Genomic DNA, 19,332 nt, shown 5'->3' on the forward strand with positions numbered 1-19,332 from the left:
CGGAGAGTAGGAAGTTATCCACAGGTTGTGGACGAACCGGGGGATAACTTTCCAGCTGTCCACAACTTCACCCACAGCTACGGCCGAACGTCGAGCCCGAGGGACTGCGCGATCGCCATCGCCTGCGGCAGGTCGATGATCGCATCCCGCAGCTGGACGGTCAGCGGGTCGAGCGACGTGAGGTCCGATCCGCGCAGGTCGGCGCCGGTGAAGTCGGCCCGTTGGAGCATCGCTCCGGACAGGTCGATGTTGCTCAGCGTCGCCTTCGCCGCCCGTACGCCGGTCAGGTCCGCCTCCCGCAGCTTCAGGCCGTTCAGCTCGGCGCCGCGCAGGTCCTCGCCCGGCAGGCTGGTGAACGACCAGTCGCCGCCGTCGGCCTTGAGCAGGTTGTACGAGCAGTCGTCGAAGGTGCTGCCCATCAGCTTGCAGCGGGTGAACGTGGTGTCGAAGAACGAGCAGCGCACGAACGCGCAGTTCACGAACGCGGCGTCGGTGTGCGTCGAGGCGTTGAACCGGACGCCCCGGAAGACGCACTCCTCGAACACTCCTCCGGTGTTGGCCATCTCGGTCATGTCCGAGTCCAGGAACAGCACCCGGGTGTAGGTCTGGCCGGACGGATCCGCGTCGTCCCAGTCGCGGACGGTGGACTCGGTCGTGGGCAGACGGCGGTTGGCCACAAGGTCTCCTCTCGGTCCTGCGGCGCAGGGCCTGTGATCAGCATTGTGACGACCTCGACGGACAAAGTTTCTCCGATCGACAACCCGGGCGGGCAAGATGGGCCGGGTGACCGGATCGGAGCGGGTGATGGTGTTCGGCGCCGGCGGCTTCCTCGGAGCCCGGATCTGCGCGCTGCTGACCGAGCGTGGGATCGAGCACCGCGGGATGACCCGGAGCACGGGTGATCCACACCGGCGGTTCGACCTGGCCACCGGGCACTGCTACGCCCTCGACGCGCTGGTGGCGATGTACAAGCCGACGGTGATCGTGAACGCGGCGGCCGCGACGCACGGCGACACGGTCGCGCTGACCCGCGGGAACGTGGTCGCGGTCGAGGCACTGCTGTCGGCGATGCAGCGGACGGCGAACAACGCGAGGCTCGTGCAGTTGGGCTCTTCCGCCGAGTACGGCGGTGCGCCGCACGGGACGAGCCAGGACGAAGAGGCGGAGCTGCGGCCGGAGGCGGCGTACGGGTTCACCAAGCTGGCCGGGTCGGAGCTGGTCCTGCGGGCTCGGCGGAACGGCGCGGATGCGGTGGTCGTTCGGTCGTTCAACCTCAGCGGTCCGGGGTCGCCGGCGAGCACGTTGCTCGGGCGGGTGGTGCGGCAGGTGCAGGAGACGGACACGCTGGAGCTGGGCTCGTTGGAGGCGTGGCGGGACCACGTCGACGTTCGCGACGTGGCCGAGGCGGTGCTGGCGGTCGCGCTGACCGACGAGAAGCCACCGCCGGTGCTGAACGTCGGGTCCGGCCAGGCGGCGCTGGCGCGGGATGTCGTCCAGCGGTTGGTCGAGCTGAGTGGGACGGGGGCCAAGGTGGTCGAGGGGACGGTGCACGCGGGGCATGCGGGGTCGTCTGCTGACTCGGTGCCTTGGCAGCAGGCCGATACGAGACTGATCGAGAAGACGGTGGGGTGGACGCCGACGCTGTCGCTTGACGAGTCGCTGGCCGACACCTGGGAAGCGCGTGAGGTGGCAGTGCCGCAGGAGGCCAACGCTTAGCAACCGGGTTGAATGGGGGCCGTGGAGATCTGGTCGGTGTGTGAGGGGGCTCCTGATCGGCTCGTGGGAGTGAACGAGGACCTGGTCGTGAGCGGGCCGGACTTCGTGGTGGTGCTGGACGGGGCGACCGCGCCGCCGCCGAGTGCTGGGGTGGAGTCGGGGTGCCGGCACGACGTGACGTGGCTGGTTCGGCAGTTGGGAACGCAGTTGGCTGCGCCGCTGATCGGGCGGTCGACGGCGTCGTTGGTCGACCTGCTGGCGGAAGCGATTGCCGGGGTCGGTGCTCTGCATGCGGGGACGTGCGATCTGGGCAATCCGGACAGCCCCTCGTCGACGGTGGCGATGGTGCGGGTCGGGGCGGAGAGTGTCGAGCATCTGGTGCTCGCGGATTCGCCGGTGGTGCTGCGGGCTCCGGACGGGCGGGTGACGACGGTCGCGGACGACCGGGTCGACTACCTGCCGGAGTACACGTTCGAGGCGGTGCGGAAGGCGCGGAACCAGCCGGGCGGGTTCTGGGTGGCGAGCACGTTGCCGGCGGCCGCGTACGAGGCGTTGTCCGGTACGACGCCGCGCGAGCAGGTGGCGTCGGTGGCGGTGATGACCGACGGGGCGTCGCGGTACGCCGAGCGGTACGGGCACTCGTGGGCCGAGTTGGTCGCGGTGCTGGAGTCCGGCGGGCCGCGGGAGTTGATCGATCGCGTGCGGGCGTACGACGTCGCTGCGGCCAAGGGCAGCTTCAGGGGGAAGCGGCACGACGACGCGACTGCCGTGCTCTGCCGACTGAGCTGAACCCGCGCTGATCACCCGGCCGGGCGCCCGGCAAACTCAGCGCGAGCCGGACGGGTACTCCGGGGGGCCACCCTCACGGGTTGGCCAAGGAGACCTCGGCGGGTCCGCTCGCGGCGTGGGCGGGCTCGTGTCCTGCGGGTGCGTCGGGCCGGGGCCGTTCGGGCTCGAGCCCGTCGTACCGCCGTATCCGCCGGGGCCGTACGGACCGCCGGGGCGAGGCTGCTGAGCGGGCGGAGCCTGGTAGGGGCCCTGGTGGTACGGGTTGGTCTGCGGCGGGCGAGGCGCGTACTGCGGCGTCCGGTCGACCGGCGGCAGGTACGACGGCGAGTTGTACGGCAGCGTCGGCCCGAGCGGTACGCCGGACTGCGGCGCGCGCTCGTCGTGCCAGGTGCTGACCTGGAGCAGCAGCAGCGAGAACGTCGCCCCCGCGATGATCAGCAGCACGGTGCCGACGGTGAAGGCGATGTTGATCCCGAGCGCGAGGCGGACCAGGTAGTCCTGGAGGTCGTAGATGTCGACGTAGTCGCCGGTCAGGTTCGCCTCGTCGGCGCGGTTGACCAGGCGGATGAACCAGGTGATGAAGCTGATCCCCGCGAACAACCCGCTGCCGACCGCCACGACGCAGAAGGCGACCCACGCCGCCCACCAGCCGAACAGCAGAGAGCGGATCCGGCCCGAGCGCGCGATGCCCGGCTGGTTCGGCGGTTCGCTGGCGCGGATCACGTCGCCGACGACCTGCAACGGGTACCAGAACTGGACCACCGGGCAGAGCCAGCCGCCGACCGTCCAGCCGGTCGAGTGCCGGTGCGCACTGCTGCCCGCGTCATAGCCCTGATAGGTCGTCGCGAACGGCGGCTTGAGGATCTCCGAGTTCTCCCGGGCCTGCCAGAGCCAGATCACCACGACGATCCCGGCCGCGGCGAACAGGTACCCGAGCCCGTCGAGCAACGGCCCCGCCCCCACGACCGCTTCGGCGCCGGTGTCGATCTCGTCCTCGGACAGCAAGCCGTAGACCAGGCGCTTCACGTCGTCGTACGACAACCACATCAGGATCGTCTGGATGATGCTGACCAGCACGGTCCCGGCCATCAGCGCGACGGCGACCCGCGCGAGGCGGCCCAGCGTGCGGTACTTCGGCGGCGCGGCCGGCGGCGGGCCGCCGTGGAACTGGCCCACGTTCTGCGGATGACTGCCGGGGTACGGACCCTGGCCTGGATACTGCTGACTCACGATCCCCACCTCCCCAGGTCGCGGCTACCCATAAGTTATCTCAGGCGGGGGTACCGCTCGGCGGTATGCACAGGGCAATCGGGCGGAAGGTGGGGAAAGCGGCGGGTGCTGCTCGGCGGTATGCACAGGGCGATCGGGCGGAGGGTGGGGAAAGCAAAGGAAGGAAAGGGGCGGCTGGGGTGGGGCTGGGTGAGAGGTGGTGTGCGCCTGGCGGGGGGACTACTTGTTGGGTTTCGGGTCAGACTGCGGCGACTTGTTGGGTGTCGGGTCAGACTGCGGCGAAGGCTGCTTGGACTGCGGGGCGGGCTAGTTCTCGGTCGGTGGCTGAGAGGCCTAGGCGGGTGCGTCTGTCGAGGACGTCGTCTTCGTCGAGGGCGCCTTCGTGGCGTACGGCGAAGCGCAGTTCGGCGTGTGTGGTGGCCAGGCCTGGTGCCACCGGTTCGAGCAGGGCTGGGTCGCCGGCGATCACGTCGGGCGCCTCTACGCCATAGCGCTGGACGAAGCGTGACGGTGCACGGACCGTCGCGAGGCGGGACCGGTCGGCCGCGCCGACCAGCGGGATCCGGTGCGTCAGGCACGGCCGACGGACCTCCAGCGTTGACTGCTTGAGCGCGGCGTCGAGCGCGTCCTGCGCCATCCGGCGGTACGTCGTCAGCTTGCCGCCGACGATCGTCACCAGGCCGTCCGGGCTGGTGATCACCGCGTGCCGCCGGGAGATGTCGGCGGTCTTGTCCTCGCCCCGGTGGTGGCCGGTGTCGAGCAGCGGCCGCAGCCCGGCGTACGTGCCGAGCAGGTCGGAGCGGGTGATCGGCTCGCGCACCGCCGCGCTGATCGTGCCGAGCAGGAAGTCGATCTCCGCGTCGCTGGCCTGCGGTACGTCGCTGACCGGCCCGGGCGCGTCCTCGTCGGTCAGCCCGACGTACACCCGGCCGTCGGGCGCCGGGATCGCCATCACCACGCGCCGCGGCTCCCCCGGCACCGGCACGGTCAGTACGGCGGACAGCTCGCCGAACACCGACTGCGGCAGCACCAGATGCGTCCCGCGGCTCGGGCGCAGCTTGATCCCGGTGGCGACCTGGTCGGCCCAGATGCCGCCGGCGTTGATCACCATCCGCGCGGACACGTCGATGCGACGGCCGCTCAACTGGTCCACGACGACAGCGCCCCGGCCGGTGACCTGCTCGGCCGAGCACCGGGTCAGCACGCGGGCGCCGTACAGGGCCGCGGTCCGGGCGATCGCGACGACGAGCCGGGCGTCGTCGTACAGCTGGCCGTCCCAGGTCAGGAAGCCGCCGCGCAGACCGTGCGGGCGGACGGTGGGTGCGTAGCGCAGGACCTCGGCCGAGCTGACCCGGCGGGAGTGCGGCAGGTAGTCGTCGCTGGTGTGCGCGAAGGTGCGCAGGACGTCGCCGCCGAGAAAGGCCGAGCGGATCAGCGCGGCCTGCATGAACCTTGCCTCAGGCAACCAAGGCGCGACCTGCGGGACCGGGTGCACCAGGTGCGGTGCTGTGGTCTTCATCAGGATGCCGCGTTCGACGGCGCTCTCGTAGGCGATCCCGACGTGCCCGGACGCCAGGTAGCGCAGGCCGCCGTGCACGAGCTTCGAGCTCCAGCGGCTGGTACCGAACGCGAGGTCGTGCTTCTCCACCAGAGCGACGGTCAGGCCGCGGGCGGCCGCGTCGAGCGCGACGCCGGCACCGGTCACTCCGCCGCCGACCACCAGGACGTCGACCTGCCGGCGGGTGTCCAGCCAGTCGAGCTCCTTGGTCCGCCGGGCGGCGTTCAGGCTGGAGTTGCCGACCGAGATCATCTAGGGCACCAGGTAGCGGTTCAGCATCGCGCGGAGCTCCTCGTCGAGCAGCGGGTACTCGTCGTGGGAGGCGAGGACCGGGCCGGAGACCGCGGACGCGAGCGAGACCAGGATGATCTGGCGCGACAGCCAGTCGGGGTCGCCGGCGCGGATCGAGCCGTCGGCCTGACCGGCTTTGATGCCCTCGGCAACCAATGCGAGGTGCGCGACCGTGCTGCTGCCGCGACGCTCGAGCAGGTACGGCGTGAGGAACTCGGGGTCGAGCTCGATGATCTTGCGCATCAGCGGGTGCGTGCGGGTCTTGCCGACCACCTCGACGACGCCCTCGACCAGGCGCGCGCGACCGTCGACGGCCTCGGGCTGGAAGGCCGACATCAGCGCCGTCGTCCACTCGCGCGTCATCAGCGCGGCGACGACGGCCTGGACGTTCGGCCAGCGGCGGTAGAGCGTCGCGCGGGAGACCTCGGCGTGCCGGGCGATGTCGGCCATCGTCATCCGGCGCATGCCGATCGCCAGCAGCAGCTCGTACGCCGCGTCGAGGATCCGCTCCTCGCCGATCGCGTTCGCCGGGGCCGGACGGGCGGACGGAGTGGCTTCGAGGTCGCTGCTACGCTGAGACATCACGCGTCAGAGTGTATCAGCGAGTCCATGGTGCCGGAACAGTCGGACGGTACCTCCCGAACCCACCGATGGGGAGTGCAGCATGACCGAGTCCGACCTACCGGTGGTGCAACTCACGCCCGGCCGCTGGGGCGACCCCGCTCAGACGGTCGAGGTCCCGGAGGCGGCACTCGCGGCGCTGAAGCATTTGGGCGTACGCCGCCGCGAGGTGATGGAGGGGGAAGGTGAGCCTGGCGCCCCCGACGCCAGCGCCGGCTTCGCGGGCGCGGCGGAGCGCGGGGCGGGCGCGGACGCTGCCGGCGCGGCGGGCCCGAGCCGGGCCGTGGAGCGGCTGGCGGGGCTGCTGGGCGACGAGTGGGTGTCGGTCGACGGCGACGTCCGGTGGGCGCACACCCGCGGCTACTCGACTCCTGACCTCTTGCGGTTCCGGGCCGGGGATCAGGCCGGGATGCCGGAGGCGGTGGTGTTTCCGGGCTCGCACGAGGAGGTGCTGGGGATTCTCCAAGCGTGCTCCGAGCTGGGAGTCGCGGTGGTGCCGTACGCGGGTGGGACTTCGGTGGTGGGCGGGTTGGCGCCGGCGACAGCCTTCATCGCGGTGGATCTTCGGCGGCTCGATCAGGTCGATGAGCTCGACGAGATCTCCCGGACCGTGCGACTGGGGGCCGGACTCAGGGGGACGGCGGCCGAGGCCGCACTGGCCGAGCAGGGCTGCACGCTCGGGCATTTCCCGCAGTCGTACGAGGGCGCCTCGATCGGCGGCTACGCGGCGACGCGGTCGAGCGGGCAGTCGTCCGCGGGCTACGGGCGGTTCGACCAGATGGTGGTCGGGATGACGGTGGCGACGCCGCGCGGGACGGTCGAGCTCGGCCGGGCGCCGATGTCCGCGGCCGGCCCGGATCTGCGGCAGCTGTGGCTCGGATCGGAGGGTGCGCTCGGGATCATCACGTCGGTGGTGGTGCGGATCCGGCCGCGGCCGGTCGAGCGGTTCTTCGAGGGCTGGCGGTTCGGCGACTTCCAGCAGGGACTCGACGCGATTCGGCGGCTCGCGCAGGACGGGCCGTTGCCGACCGTGCTGCGGCTGTCCGACGAGGCCGAGACCGCGGTGAACCTGGCCGATCCCGAGGTGCTCGGTGGCGCGAGCGGCGTCCAGGCGATCGTCGGGTTCGAGGGCACGGCGACCGCCGTACGGCGTGCTGCTGTGGCCGAGGTGCTCGCGGACGCGGGCGGCGAGCCGCTGGGCGAGGAAGCGGGCGAGACCTGGCGCAAGGGCCGCTACCGCGCGCCGTACCTCCGTGATCCGCTGCTCGACGAAGGCGCGTTGGTGGAGACCTTGGAGACGGCCGGGTTCTGGTCGAAGCTGCCCGACCTCAAGGCGGCGGTGACGGACGCGTTGGTGAAGTCGCTGGGCGATCAAGGGACGCCGCCATTGGTGCTCTGCCACGTGTCGCACGTGTACGAGACGGGCGCGTCGCTCTACTTCACCGTCGTCTGCGCGCAGGCCGAGGACCCGGTCGCGCAGTGGCGGCAGGCGAAGACGGCAGCCAGTACGGCGATCGGCGCGGCCGGTGGGACGATCACGCACCACCACGGCGTCGGCACCGACCATCGCGACGCGTACGCCGATGAGATCGGCCCGCTCGCGATCGAGAGCCTGCAGGCGGTCAAGCGTGTGGTCGATCCGGCGAACATCCTCAGCCCCGGGATCCTCCTGCCGGAAGCCTGATCAGCGGAGCGCGATCACGGTGTCCCGGCCCGAGACCAGGACCTGGTTGCCGACCGTCTGGAGACCGCGGCCACAGACCACCTCCTCCGGGAGCGTCACCTGCCGCTGCCCGGACTCGCTGAGCACGGTCAGCACGCAGTTGCTCCTGGCCGTGTCGAGCGACACCACTCGGCCGTCGGTGGTGATCTTCGCGTGGATGCCGAGCTGGTCCGGCACCGTGCGCTGCCATGCCATCCGGCCGGTCTCCCCGTCGAGCACCGTCGCCACGACCGCGGTCCGCTGGGCCGCCTTGGAAGGGCAGTTCAGCAGCATTACCTGCCGGCCGGCCTTCTCGAGCCGGGTGCCGCAGGCCCACGCCTCGGGCAGGTCCCAGCGCCACTTGACCTCACCGGTCCGCGCCTCGACGCCGATCACCGTGGACCGCGCCTTGGACTCCGACTCCACCACGACCAGCAGACCGTCGATCGTCAGCTGGTCGTCGCTGGACCAGTGGTTCGAACGCCTCCACAGCTCCTTGCCGGTCTTCAGGTCCAGCCCGACGCTCTCGTCGGGCGCCTTCCCGCAGCTGCGGTTGAGGAACGCCACCGCGGTGTCCTTCGTTGCCGTGGCGCTGATGCTGGTGCACCGACCCGGCTCGAAGGTCCAGCTCGTCCTGCCCTTCTCGTTCACGCCGCGCAGCTTGTCCGAGCCCTTGGAGACCTGCTCTCCGGTCAGCAGCGGGTCGGCGTTCTCGAGGGTGTTGTCCTCGTCGCGCGGCCACTGCCCAGGAGCGCGACGGCCCGTCGAAGCGTCGAGCAGCAGGTAGCCGAGTCTGTCGAAGTTCACGAGCAGCAGCCGGCCGTCCCCGGTGGCGGCCAGCTTGGGACGCGCGTCCACGTCCGACCGGGTGTGCTTCCAGCGCACCTCGCCGGTCGCCGGGTCGAGCATCTCGACCGTGCCGGTCTGCCGTGAGATCGCGATGCCGTACCGGGTCGTCACGGCCGCGCCGACCGCCTCCGCCCGCAGCGAGGTGCTCGGGCTGACCCACGCGATCCGGCCGTCCAGCTCGGACCGCGGTGCCGCGGCGTCAGTGGCGGCCGAGCCGGTGATGCGTTCGTTCGCCCGCAGCAGGTAGCTCTGCCCGACCGGCGCGGCAACGAAGACCGTGAGGACGACGATCACCACCACCGCGGCGACACCGGCGAGCACCTGACCTCGGCCGGCGACCGGGGCCGGGCCGCCCAGCGACGCCGACACGAACGCGGCGATCCCGCTCAGCAGGAGCAGGGTCAGCGCGACGAGCACCAGCGGCACTCGGCCACCAGGTCCGTTGGACGACGTCGTGGCCGGGATGCGCAGCACCGCGATCACCAAGGCCACCACCGCGACCGCGATCACCGCGCCGGTGACCACCTTCGCCCGGCGGCCGTTCCTCCGGGCGTAGCGGTAGAGCAGCGGGATGGTGCCGAGCGCGACCACGCAGAGCACCACGGACAGCCAGGGGGAACCGGAGTTCGAGCGCGCGGACGCCTCCCACGGAATGTCGGTGGCCCCGAAGCTCGCCAGGGCGGCAAGCAACGGACCGACCAGGACGACGCCGATCAGCGCCGCCCGCTGCCAGCCCCGCCAAGGCGCCGGGATCTCGCCGTCGAGGACTTCCAGCTCCGCCTTGAGGTTCGTGCGCGCGGCCGCGGCGTACCGGTCGCGGCCAAGCTGTGTCCGGAAGATCGGCCCCTCGAGCAGCCCCTGTACGACGGTGTGCCGCTCCCGGATCGCCGCAAGACGATCGGTGGCGTCGCGCCGGACCTCGGCGGCGTGCGTCGCGTAGTTGGGACCGGCCAGGGTCGCGTTGATCGCGTCGAGCAGGACATCGGCGTTCGGGTCCGCCAGCGCGTCGGCCCACGGAGCCGGCGTACCGGTCAGGCGGACCAGGCGAGCGACCTCGGCGGTCCGCGCCGCGGTCACGTGGTACGACGGCAGCTCCTGCTCGGCCAGCGCGGCCGAGGCCTCGGCGTCCGACTCACCGCCGCGCTCGTGGACCGCCCGATGGAACCACGCGGCGAGATAGACCGCCGTCGGGTCGGTGCTGAGCTGGTCCAGCGTGCCGAGCGCGTCGAGGACCCGCTGCAGGTACTGGTCGCGGTACGCCCGTCGCTCGTCCGCGCGGTAGCGCGCGGCCAGGTCGTCGGCCAGTTCGGCCGCGCCTGGAATCAGGTCGTTCCACCGCTCGCGTAGCCCCGTCACCCGCGACATAGTGACAGCTGGCGGTGTCTGTAGGTATTTTGCGTAAAAGCGTCAAGATATTTGAATAAAAATCCTTCTCCTTACCGCCCCCAAGGAAGGTGCTCTATGTCCGCCCCCAGACATATCGCTGCGCTGGCAGTCGCTGCAACCGCTCTAGCCGGTGTCAGCCTGTCCCCCGCGGCAGCCGCCCCGACCGCCGTCCAGGCCGTCGGCGCGACACTCCCCTTCACCATCGTCGAGGCCGAGAGCTCGGCCACGAACGGCAGCAAGATCGGCCCGAGCTACGCCCAGGGCACGCTCGCCGCCGAGGCGTCGAACCGGCAGGCCGTCACGCTCAACGGCGGCCAGTACGTCGAGTTCACGGCGCCGGCCACCACCAACGCGATCACCGTCGCGTACGCCGTTCCGGATGGCCGGTCCGGCACCCTGTCGGTCTACGTGGACGGCCAGAAGCTGTCCCAGCAGCTCGCGGTGACCTCGAAGTACAGCTACGTCGACACCAGCTGGATCGCCGGTTCACGGACCCACAAGCTCTACGACCACGCCCGGCTCCAGCTCGGCCGGACCGTGAACGCCGGCGCGAAGATCAAGCTGCAGGTCGACGGCGAGAACACCGCCGGCCCGTACACGATCGACGACGTCGAGTTCGAGAACGTGGCCGGCCCGGCCGGTCAGCCCGGTGGCTCGATCTCGATCACCGACCGCGGCGCCGACCCGAACGGCAACAACGACTCGACCGGCGCGATCCAGAGCGCCATCGACTCCGCCCGCGGTTCTGGTGGAACCGTGTGGATTCCCGCGGGCCGGTTCAAGGTCGGCGGCACGATCAACCCCGACGGTGTGACGATCCGCGGCGCCGGCCGCTGGCACTCGGTGCTGCTCAGCCACCACCTGATCGACCGCCCGAACGGCGGCGGCAACGTGAAACTGCACGACTTCGCGGTGATCGGCGAGGTGACCGAACGCAACGACTACTCGCCGGACAACTTCGTCAACGGGAGCCTCGGCCCGAACTCGGTGGTCTCCGGGCTCTGGCTGCAGCACCTCAAGGTCGGGCTCTGGCTGACCGGCAACAACGACAATCTGGTGGTCGAGAACAACCGGTTCTACGACATGACCGCTGACGGCCTGAACCTGAACGGCACCGCGAACAACGCGCAGATCCGGAACAACTACCTGCGCAACCAGGGCGACGACGCGCTCGCGGCCTGGTCGCTGAACGCGGCCAACCGCAACTCCACCTTCGCCAACAACACGATCGTGCAGCCGAACCTGGCGAACGGCATCGCGATCTACGGCGGCACCGACATGACGGTCCGGGACAACCTGATCGCCGACACCAACGCGCTCGGCGGCGGGATCGCGATCTCGAACCAGTCGTTCGGCTCGCCGTTCTTCCCGCTCGCGGGCACGATCAACGTCTCCGGCAACACGCTGATCCGGACCGGCGCGATGAACCCGAACTGGGGTCAGAACCACCCGCACGGCGCGATCCGGATCGACGCGTACGACAGTCAGATCAACGCGCAGGTCCGGCTGACGAACAACCGGTTGGTGGCCAGCCCGTGGTCGGCGTACCAGTTCGTCGACGGCGGTGGCGCCGGTCGCCCGGTGCAGAACGTGACCGTGGACGGCGGTTCGATCGAGGGCGCCGGGACGTTCGCGTTCCAGGCCGAGACGACCGGGTCGGCGTCGATCAGCAACGTCCGGGCCAGTGGAGTCGGCCGGGCCGGCGTCTACAACTGCGCGTACCCCGGGGGGACGTTCGCGCTGAACCGCGGTTCCGGCAACAGTGGTTGGGACTCGACGTGGAGCGGTTGCAACTGGGTCGAGCCCGGCACGGGTGGCGGAACCGACCCCGGTACGCCGACCGGAAACCTTGCCGCAGGCAAGCAGGTGACGGCGACCAGCCAGGTGCAGAACTACTCGCCGACCAACACGGTCGACGGAAACGCCAACAGCTACTGGGAAAGCGCGAACAACGCGTGGCCGCAGTCGATCACGGTCGACCTCGGCAGCAACCAGACCGTCAAGCGGTTGGTGCTGAAGCTCCCGCCGAGCTCGGCCTGGGGCACCCGCACCCAGACCATCGCGGTGCTCGGCAGCACCAACAACTCGTCGTACACGCAGCTGGCCGGTGCGGCCGGTCGGACCTTCGACCCGGGCTCCGGCAACACCGCGACGATCACGCTGCCGAGTGCCGTCAGCACCCGCTACGTCCGGCTCACCGTTACGGGCAACACCGGCTGGCCTGCGGGGCAGCTGTCGGAGTACGAGGTGTACAGCTCTTGACCTCAAGTTGACTTGAGGTAACACAGTAATCGGCATGACTCCTTCGCAGAATCGTCCTGTTGCTGTTGTCACCGGAGCGTCGGCCGGCCTCGGGCTGGCGCTCGCGCAGGGGCTCGCCGAGCGTGGATGGTCGCTGATCATCGACGCTCGGGGAGCCGGCGCGCTGAAGGACGCGGCCGACGAACTGGCCGCCACGACCGACGTCGTGCCGCTGGCCGGCGACGTCACCGACGCCGAGCACCGCGCCGATCTCCTGGACGCGGTCGGCGAGCTCGGCCGGCTCGACCTCCTGGTCAACAACGCGAGTTACCTCGGCCCGAGCCCGTTGCAGAGGTTGGCCGGCGCCGATCTCGACGAGCTCCGCCGGGTGTACGAGGTCGACGTGATCGCGCCGATCGCGCTGGCTCAGGCGCTGATTCCTGAACTGAGCAAGGCGAACGGGATCGTGCTCAACGTCAGTTCCGACGCGGCCGTCGAAGCCTACGAGGGCTGGGGCGGCTACGGATCGGCGAAGGCCGCGCTCGATCACGCCAGCGCCGTACTGGCGGCGGAGCATCCCGAGCTCGCCGTGTACGCCGTGGATCCAGGTGACCTGCGGACCGCGATGCACCAGGCGGCCTTCCCGGGTGAGGACATCTCGGACCGGCCGGAGCCGGCGGCCGTCGTACCGGCTCTGCTCGCTCTGCTGGACAGCCGGCCGGCGAGCGGTCGCTACCGGGCGTCCGAGTTCGCACCGGCGGTGGCCTCGTGAAGGTCCATCCACAGACGCGATTCACGCTGCCCGATGAGCTGAACGCGGTCGAGCCGCCGGAGGCTCGCGGACTGGCGCGGGATCAGGTGAAGCTGCTGGTCGCGGAGGGGTCGACCGTGCGGCACACGCGGTTCGACCGGATCGGCGAGCATCTGCGGCCGGGCGATCTCCTGCTGGTGAACACCTCCGGCACGCTGGCCGCCGCTGTTGACGGCTCTTGGATCACCGGCGCTGGCGTGGCGCCCGTGGTGGTGCACTTCTCGACCGCCCTCGACGACGGCACCTGGGTGGTCGAGCTGCGCAACGGCGGCTCGCCGATGCTCGGTGGTGCGATCGGTGACCAGGTGGAGCTGCCGGACGGCGTACTGACGCTGCTGGCGCCGTACCAGGAAGGCTCGACGCGGCTGTGGCGAGCGGAGCCGCCGGCGGCTGACGTGGTCGGGTACCTGCGCAAGTACGGGCGGCCGATCACCTACAAGTACGTCGACCGGCCGTGGCCGCTCGCGCTCTACCAGACCGTGTTCGCCAACCAGCCGGGCTCGGCGGAGATGCCCAGTGCGGGCAGGCCGTTCAGCTTCGAGCTGGTCAGTCAGCTGGCAGCGGCCGGCGTACTGATCGCGCCGGTCCTGTTGCACTGTGGGGTTTCGTCGCTGGAGAGCCACGAGCCGCCACTGCCCGAGCGGTACGCCGTACCGGAGCACACCGCTCGGCTCGTCAACTGGGTCAAGGCAAACGGCGGCCGCGTGATCGCCGTCGGCACCACGGCAGTCCGCGCGATCGAGTCGAGCGCACTGCCGAGCGGAGCCGTGCTGGCATCGAGCGGCTGGACCGATCTGGTCCTCGGACCTGACCGGCCCGCGTCGGTCGTCGACGGACTGATCACCGGCATGCACGCGCCGGAGGCGTCCCACCTGCTCCTGCTGGAGTCGGTCGTCGGCGGTGCTGTCGTGCAGCAGGCGTACGACGCGGCGCTGCAGCAGCACTACCTGTGGCACGAGTTCGGTGACGTGTGCCTGATGCTGCGCTGACCGAGCGGGCCCGGCGCTCAGCCCTTGTCCGCGTCGACCGGCTCCTCGGTCTCCGCCGGCTGCCCGACCTCGGTCAGGTCGGCAGGGGGTTCCGTGGCCGGCGATCCACCTTCGTTGCCCGGCCGGGCCCGCTTGTCCACAGCTCTCGGACTCATCCGACCCACCACCGCACGCTGGTAGCACTCATCGCGAATGTCCTTACCTGCAAGGTCCCCCGTCGGGACTTCACTCGTTTGACGAGTGAGTAGTGCCCATCGTCATGCACGCGACGGAACCGAATCCCAATTGTGGCCTAGGCCGTTTGGTTCGATCTTGAACTGCCGTAGCCGTGGAGGAAGGCGTGCACCCCAGCCCGAACGGTTTCGGCGAGCTCCTGCTCTGCCGTGCGGGATCGGTATGCCGGGTCGGTGCCGCTGATCAGGACCGAGAAATGCAGTGCGGCGCGGACCGGATCGTTGACGGCGAGCAGTCCGTCGGCGGCGAGCTCGGCGAAGCGGCCGGCGAGCGCACGGCGTACGGAGAGTGGGCCGGTCTGCTGCCAGGTCTCGATCACCTCGTCCGGGATGTGGCCGGCCTCCGCGTTGATCTGGCGGACCAGGGCCGAGTGCTCGACGTGGTCCGGGACCGGCGTACGCCACGCGATCCCGAAGGCGACCAGATCCTTCTCCAGGTCATCGATCGTGCCCAGGTATCGGTCGATCAGCGCCAGCTGCGCGGCGGCGACGCCGGCCGCGCTGGTCTCGATCACGGCCGCGAAGAGTCCGGCCTTGTCCCGGAAGTGGTTGTAGATCGTCCGGGTGGAGACCTGCGCCTCGGCGGCGATCACGTCGATGCTCGCCCGGGTGTAGCCGTCGCGGGCGAAGACCGTCCGCGCTCCGGTCAGTACGGCGGTGCGCTTGTCCACAGTCCCCTCCAGCGGGTTCCGGCGTCAGGAATACAACGCCCGTTGTACTAGTCACAACGATCGTTGTACCTTATCGCCACACCACCTCTGAGGAGAACCCCGATGTCCTTCACCGCGGAAGAGCTCGCCTACCTGAAGTCCCAGCCGCTGGCCCGGCTCGCCACCGTCGACGGCGACGGCCAGCCCGACGTCGTCCCGGTCGGTCTGGAGTACGACGGCACGTACTTCTACATCGGCGGCCACGACCCCGCCCGCACCCGGAAGGTGCTGAACGTGCGGAACGGCTACGACCGGATCGCCTTCGTCGTCGACGACCTCGTGTCGCGCGACCCCTGGTCGCCGCGCTTCGTCCGGGTCTACGGCACCGCCGAGGTGATCGAGCGTGAAGGGCAGTTCGGCGCCGGCACCTACCTCCGGATCACGCCGACGGTCAGCTGGAGCTGGCACCTCGACGGCCGCGCGGTCGAAGCTGCGCCGTACGCTCCGCTCCGCACCGACCACCGCAAGGACGCCTGAGATGACCCGGATCGCGATCGTCGTCGGGAGTACCCGGCCGAGTCGCCGCGGTGCCGCCGTCGCGCGGTGGGTGCTGGAGAACGCGCGGCACGCCGGCGTCGCCTTCGAGCTGGTGGACCTCGCCGAGCTCGCGCTGCCGCTGCTCGACGAAGCCGTGCCGGCGAAGTTCGGCGAGTACCGGAACGCGCACACCAAGGAGTGGGCCGGGACCGTCGCGGCGTACGACGGGTTCGTGTTCGTCACCCCGGAGTACAACCACTCCGCGCCGGCGGCGCTGAAGAACGCCATCGACTACCTGTACGCCGAGTGGGTGGACAAGGCGGCCGGCTTCGTCGGCTACGGGACGCACGGCGCGCAACGAGCGGTCGAGCACCTCCGGCTCACGCTCGGCGAGGTCAACGTCGCGGTGGTCGCGAGCCAGGTCGCGCTGTCGGTCTACACCGACTGGCAGATCGAGGACCCACGCGAGCCGGGTGAGTTCGTCCCGGCGGCGCACCACCTGGAGCAGTTGCACGAGACGGTCGGGGAGGTCGTCCGATGGGCCCGTGCCTTGCAACCGCTCCGGTTGGTCGCCTAGCTCAGGAGGAGATCCAGGCCAGCGTGGCGGGCAGCGCCTCGGACAGCGGGGGCAGGTCGGGGTGCCACTTGAGCTCCCACTCCAGCGAGAGCGGGTAGTCGGTGCCGTCGAGAGCGGCCAGCAGGTCAGCGATCGGGTAGTCGCCGGCGCCCATCGCGACCGGCTTGTACTCCCGCTGCGAGTCGTGGTCCTTGATCTGGACGAACTCGAGCCACGGCCGCAGCAGCTCGAGCGACTCGGCCGGCGTCTCACCGGTCCGGCGGGTGTGCGCCGCGTCCCAGATCACCTTCGCGTTGTGGCTGGGGACCTCGCGGTCGAGCAGCTCGCAGAACGCGGCGATGCTCCGGCCGGACGAGTGGGTGTCGTGGGTCTCGAGCAGGACGCTGACCTCGGTCGACGACTGCGCGACGCGATCCATCGCGCGCAGCTCGCCGGGGGTCGGCTCGCCGGTCGCGTCCGGGTCGTCGCGCATGAAGACGCGGACGCCGCGGGCGCCGAGGTCGTGCGCGAGCTCGAGGTGCTCGGCGAGCGGCTGCTCCTCGACACCGCACAGGTGCACGTAGCTGTCGACGGCGAGGATCTCCAGTCCGGCGTCCTCGATCCGGCCGCGCAGCGTACGGCGTTCGGCCGGGGTCAGTCCGACGTGGGTGAACTCTTCGTCGGCGGCCCGCAGCTCCAGGCCGGAGATCTTGTTCGCGTGGGCGAGGTCCAGGACGGTGTCGAGTGGTGCGCCGGCGCAGCCGAGCGTCGAAAAGGCCAGGGTCATGTCACCCGAGCTTACCCGTGCAAACGCTTTCCACACAGGACGAAGAAGAGGCCTGATCCCGGGGGGAGGGATCAGGCCTCTTCGGGAGGGCCGGGGCCGGATCAGGTCCAGCGGCGGCGGGGGTGGGTCCGCGGAGCGGTGTGCTCGCCGGTGTCCTCTTCGGCCGGGGCCGGGGGCGGAGTGGCTGCCGGCGGCTCGGCGGGCTCGTACGAGTACGGCGCCTGCTGGTACTGCGGCTCGGCCGGCTGGGAGTACTCGGTCGCGCTGTAGTCCGTCGACGAGTAGTTCCCGTTGTCGTACGACTCGGGCGCGTAGTTCGGGCTGTAGTCGTAGCTGGTGTCGGAGTAGTTGCTCTGCGGCGCGCTCGGCGCGCTGTACGAGTCGTAGGTCGAGCTGTACGACTCGTACGACGGCTCGGCCGGCTGCTGCGGCGCGTAGGACGAGCTGTAGTCCGAGTAGGTCGACTCGGTGTACGACGAGCTGTAGTCCGGGGTGTACGCCGTCTCGTAGTTCGTCGGGACCGCCGGGGCGTCGTACGCCGCGTAGGTCGGCTCCGGCGCGTAGGTCGGCTCGGGCGTGTAGGGCGCGGGCTCCGGCGTGTACGTCGGCTCCGGCCCGTACGACGGCACCGAGGGCAGCGGCTTCGACGGCGTGAGGTAGTCGTCGTCGGTCGCCGGGTAGCTCGGCTCCTCGTAGGTCGGTGCGGCCGGCTGGACCGTCGACGGGCTGTCCACCGCGACCCGAGCGGCCCGGCGGCCTGCGCGCGCAACAGGAGCAGGCTCGGGCTCCGGCTCGGGTGCGGGGATCGGTGCCGACGAGGTCAGGTAGTCGGACGAGGTCTCGTAGGCGTAGCCCTGCGCGTACGTCGACGACCAGGACGGCTCCGTCTCGGCGACCGGGGTCGGCTGCTCGGGCTGGTACGAGTACGGGTCGGGCTGCGCGGCGTTCAGCGACGGCGGGGCGACTGTCTCGGCCTGCCAGCTCGGCAGCGGGGCCGACAGCAGGTCGTCCTCGGTCGAGGTGGAGCCGTAGCTGCCGGTGTTGGCCCAGCTCGGCGACTCCAGACCCGAAGCGGTCTGCTGGTACGACGGGGTGGCCTCCGCGACCGGACCCGGCGCGTCGCGCCAGGTCTCGACCGGGCTGAACTGCTCGGTGGCCGGGCCGGCTTCCTGCCAGGTCTCCGCCACCGGTGCGAACGGGCTCCAGGCCGGAGCCTCTTCCTCGGTGGGTGCGCCGGCAGGTGCGAACGGCGAGCCGGTGGCTCCACCGCTGACCGCCTCGGCGGCCAATCCACCGGCCGCGGGCGCGCCGAACGGGCTCGCGCCGGATCCACCACCGAAGGTGGTCTCGTTCGCCGCCGGGGCGCTGAACGGGTTGGCACCCGCGGGGCCGCCGCCGAAGGTCGTCTCGTTGGCGTACTGGTTCGGGGGCTGCTGGTTGTAGCCGGTCCGGCGTTCCGGGGAGCGCTCGAGGCGCAGCGCCGGGGCGGTCGCGATCGGCTCGGCGATCGGCTGCTGCTCGGAGGTGTCGTCGTCGGCGTACGTCGGGACCGCGGTCAGCTTCGGCTCGCGCTGGTCCCACCACGGGACCCACTCGCGGCCGGCCTGCATCGCGTTGATCTTGCGGATCACCATCATGCCGCCGACCGCGGCGGCCGCGGTCAGCAGCAACGACGCCGTACCGGCCAGCGCGATCCCGCGCAGCGTGCCGACGCTCGGGGCCATCCACATCAGGAACCGGCGCACCACGATGTCGAACGCGAGCGCGCCGACCCAGGTGATCCACCACACCTGGGTCAGGAGCGGCGGCCTGAATCGGCGCAGGTCGTCGGCGTACACGGGAGTCTTCGGATCGCTGGCCAGCCAGACGTCGTCGACGATCTGCTTGGGGTACCAGAGGTTGGGGCCGGGGCAGAACCAGCTCGCCAGCACCCAGCCGTGGCTGCGGCGGTGGTCGGCCTGGCAGAAGACCTCGGAGTTGACCCGCGCGCGCCACAGCCAGATCACGAAGACCACGGCGGCCGCGACCGAGACGATCACGTTCGGGATCGAGGTGAGCCGGGCGATCGTGTCGGCCCGGTTCAGGATCGCCATGTCGACGTCGGCGCCGTCGCCGAGGAACTGGCTGACCGCGTTGTAGGTGTTCCAGTCCGACCACGTGACCACCAGATGGGTCAGCGTGGAGGCGAACAGCAGCCCGGTCGCGATCTTGCCGACGGTGCCGACCTGCTGGAACTCCTCAGCAGCATGTGGCTGCCACTCGTCGTGGTTTTCGACAGCGGAAAAGACCGCCGTTTGCGGGTGGCTCACGTCGTGCGTCCCTCGCGTTGCTGGAACTCCGTCTGTTCGGCGTCTCGGTCGAATCCTGCCCCCGCGTGACCGAGCCC

17 protein-coding genes are annotated in these 19,332 nt (G+C 70.6%); 8 read left to right on the forward strand and 9 right to left on the reverse strand.

Translation table 11 applies throughout. From position 1 onward, the window contains the following. Window positions 1-77: 77 nt before the first annotated feature. Window positions 78-677 (reverse strand): pentapeptide repeat-containing protein, encoded by a 600-nt coding sequence (locus ACYVIO_RS06270; RefSeq protein WP_460649686.1) that lies wholly within the window; start codon window positions 675-677, stop codon window positions 78-80. A gap of 106 nt (window positions 678-783) precedes the next feature. Here ACYVIO_RS06270 and ACYVIO_RS06275 point away from each other — a divergent pair, with 106 nt between their 5' ends. Next, window positions 784-1,716 carry an NAD-dependent epimerase/dehydratase family protein gene (locus tag ACYVIO_RS06275; RefSeq protein WP_460649687.1) on the forward strand — a complete coding sequence of 311 codons (933 nt, stop codon included), beginning with the start codon at window positions 784-786 and terminating at the stop codon, window positions 1,714-1,716. Between the two features lie 69 nt (window positions 1,717-1,785). Continuing rightward, window positions 1,786-2,505, forward strand: a complete 720-nt coding sequence (locus ACYVIO_RS06280) for a protein phosphatase 2C domain-containing protein (protein WP_460649688.1) — start codon at window positions 1,786-1,788, stop codon at window positions 2,503-2,505. A 36-nt stretch (window positions 2,506-2,541) separates the two neighbouring features. Here the strand turns inward: ACYVIO_RS06280 and ACYVIO_RS06285 are convergent, their stop codons facing one another. The 3 genes from ACYVIO_RS06285 to ACYVIO_RS06295 form a co-directional block, all read right to left on the reverse strand. Further along, entirely contained in the window at window positions 2,542-3,735 is a 1,194-nt protein-coding gene (locus tag ACYVIO_RS06285; RefSeq protein ID WP_460649689.1) for a DUF4328 domain-containing protein, read from the reverse strand. A 268-nt stretch (window positions 3,736-4,003) separates the two neighbouring features. Beyond that, window positions 4,004-5,545: a glycerol-3-phosphate dehydrogenase/oxidase gene (locus ACYVIO_RS06290; RefSeq protein ID WP_460649690.1), complete on the reverse strand. Its 1,542-nt coding sequence runs from the start codon at window positions 5,543-5,545 to the stop codon at window positions 4,004-4,006. Next, window positions 5,546-6,166 carry a TetR/AcrR family transcriptional regulator gene (locus ACYVIO_RS06295; RefSeq protein ID WP_460652064.1) on the reverse strand — a complete coding sequence of 207 codons (621 nt, stop codon included), beginning with the start codon at window positions 6,164-6,166 and terminating at the stop codon, window positions 5,546-5,548. It abuts the gene before it with no gap. Window positions 6,167-6,248: 82 nt separating this feature from the next. Between ACYVIO_RS06295 and ACYVIO_RS06300 the strand changes: the two genes are divergently transcribed. After that, on the forward strand, window positions 6,249-7,889 hold the full coding sequence (locus ACYVIO_RS06300) for an FAD-binding oxidoreductase (protein ID WP_460649691.1): 1,641 nt from the start codon (window positions 6,249-6,251) through the stop codon (window positions 7,887-7,889). Here the strand turns inward: ACYVIO_RS06300 and ACYVIO_RS06305 are convergent, their stop codons facing one another. After that, window positions 7,890-10,112 carry an outer membrane protein assembly factor BamB family protein gene (locus ACYVIO_RS06305; RefSeq protein WP_460649692.1) on the reverse strand — a complete coding sequence of 741 codons (2,223 nt, stop codon included), beginning with the start codon at window positions 10,110-10,112 and terminating at the stop codon, window positions 7,890-7,892. A 105-nt stretch (window positions 10,113-10,217) separates the two neighbouring features. On the opposite strand from ACYVIO_RS06305, the gene ACYVIO_RS06310 reads away from it, so the two are divergent. From ACYVIO_RS06310 to ACYVIO_RS06320, 3 genes are read left to right on the forward strand one after another with little or no spacing between them, the layout of a single operon-like run. Next, complete coding sequence (locus tag ACYVIO_RS06310; RefSeq protein ID WP_460649693.1) at window positions 10,218-12,404, forward strand: discoidin domain-containing protein; 2,187 nt, start codon at window positions 10,218-10,220, stop codon at window positions 12,402-12,404. Window positions 12,405-12,438: 34 nt separating this feature from the next. After that, complete coding sequence (locus ACYVIO_RS06315) at window positions 12,439-13,155, forward strand: SDR family NAD(P)-dependent oxidoreductase (protein WP_460649694.1); 717 nt, start codon at window positions 12,439-12,441, stop codon at window positions 13,153-13,155. Then, on the forward strand, window positions 13,152-14,183 hold the full coding sequence (locus ACYVIO_RS06320) for an S-adenosylmethionine:tRNA ribosyltransferase-isomerase (protein WP_460649695.1): 1,032 nt from the start codon (window positions 13,152-13,154) through the stop codon (window positions 14,181-14,183). Before ACYVIO_RS06315 ends, ACYVIO_RS06320 begins: the two co-directional genes overlap by 4 nt. Before the next feature lie 17 nt (window positions 14,184-14,200). Here ACYVIO_RS06320 and ACYVIO_RS06325 read toward each other — a convergent pair whose 3' ends face one another. Both ACYVIO_RS06325 and ACYVIO_RS06330 read right to left on the reverse strand, forming a co-directional pair. Further along, on the reverse strand, window positions 14,201-14,338 hold the full coding sequence (locus ACYVIO_RS06325; protein WP_460649696.1) for a hypothetical protein: 138 nt from the start codon (window positions 14,336-14,338) through the stop codon (window positions 14,201-14,203). 137 nt (window positions 14,339-14,475) lie between these two features. After that, window positions 14,476-15,087, reverse strand: coding sequence for a TetR/AcrR family transcriptional regulator (locus ACYVIO_RS06330; RefSeq protein ID WP_460649697.1), 612 nt, complete (start codon window positions 15,085-15,087; stop codon window positions 14,476-14,478). A 102-nt stretch (window positions 15,088-15,189) separates the two neighbouring features. Here ACYVIO_RS06330 and ACYVIO_RS06335 point away from each other — a divergent pair, with 102 nt between their 5' ends. Further along, window positions 15,190-15,603, forward strand: a complete 414-nt coding sequence (locus tag ACYVIO_RS06335) for a PPOX class F420-dependent oxidoreductase (RefSeq protein ID WP_460649698.1) — start codon at window positions 15,190-15,192, stop codon at window positions 15,601-15,603. A 1-nt stretch (window position 15,604) separates the two neighbouring features. Next, the gene (locus ACYVIO_RS06340) at window positions 15,605-16,180 is read left to right on the forward strand and encodes an NADPH-dependent FMN reductase (protein ID WP_460649699.1); all 576 of its coding nucleotides are present in this window, start codon (window positions 15,605-15,607) and stop codon (window positions 16,178-16,180) included. 1 nt (window position 16,181) lies between these two features. Here the strand turns inward: ACYVIO_RS06340 and ACYVIO_RS06345 are convergent, their stop codons facing one another. Then, on the reverse strand, window positions 16,182-16,946 hold the full coding sequence (locus ACYVIO_RS06345; protein WP_460649700.1) for a sugar phosphate isomerase/epimerase family protein: 765 nt from the start codon (window positions 16,944-16,946) through the stop codon (window positions 16,182-16,184). Between the two features lie 101 nt (window positions 16,947-17,047). Then, window positions 17,048-19,255 carry a DUF4328 domain-containing protein gene (locus tag ACYVIO_RS06350; protein WP_460649701.1) on the reverse strand — a complete coding sequence of 736 codons (2,208 nt, stop codon included), beginning with the start codon at window positions 19,253-19,255 and terminating at the stop codon, window positions 17,048-17,050. Between the last annotated feature and the right edge of the window lie 77 nt (window positions 19,256-19,332).

It is taken from the genome of Kribbella endophytica (assembly GCF_054781295.1).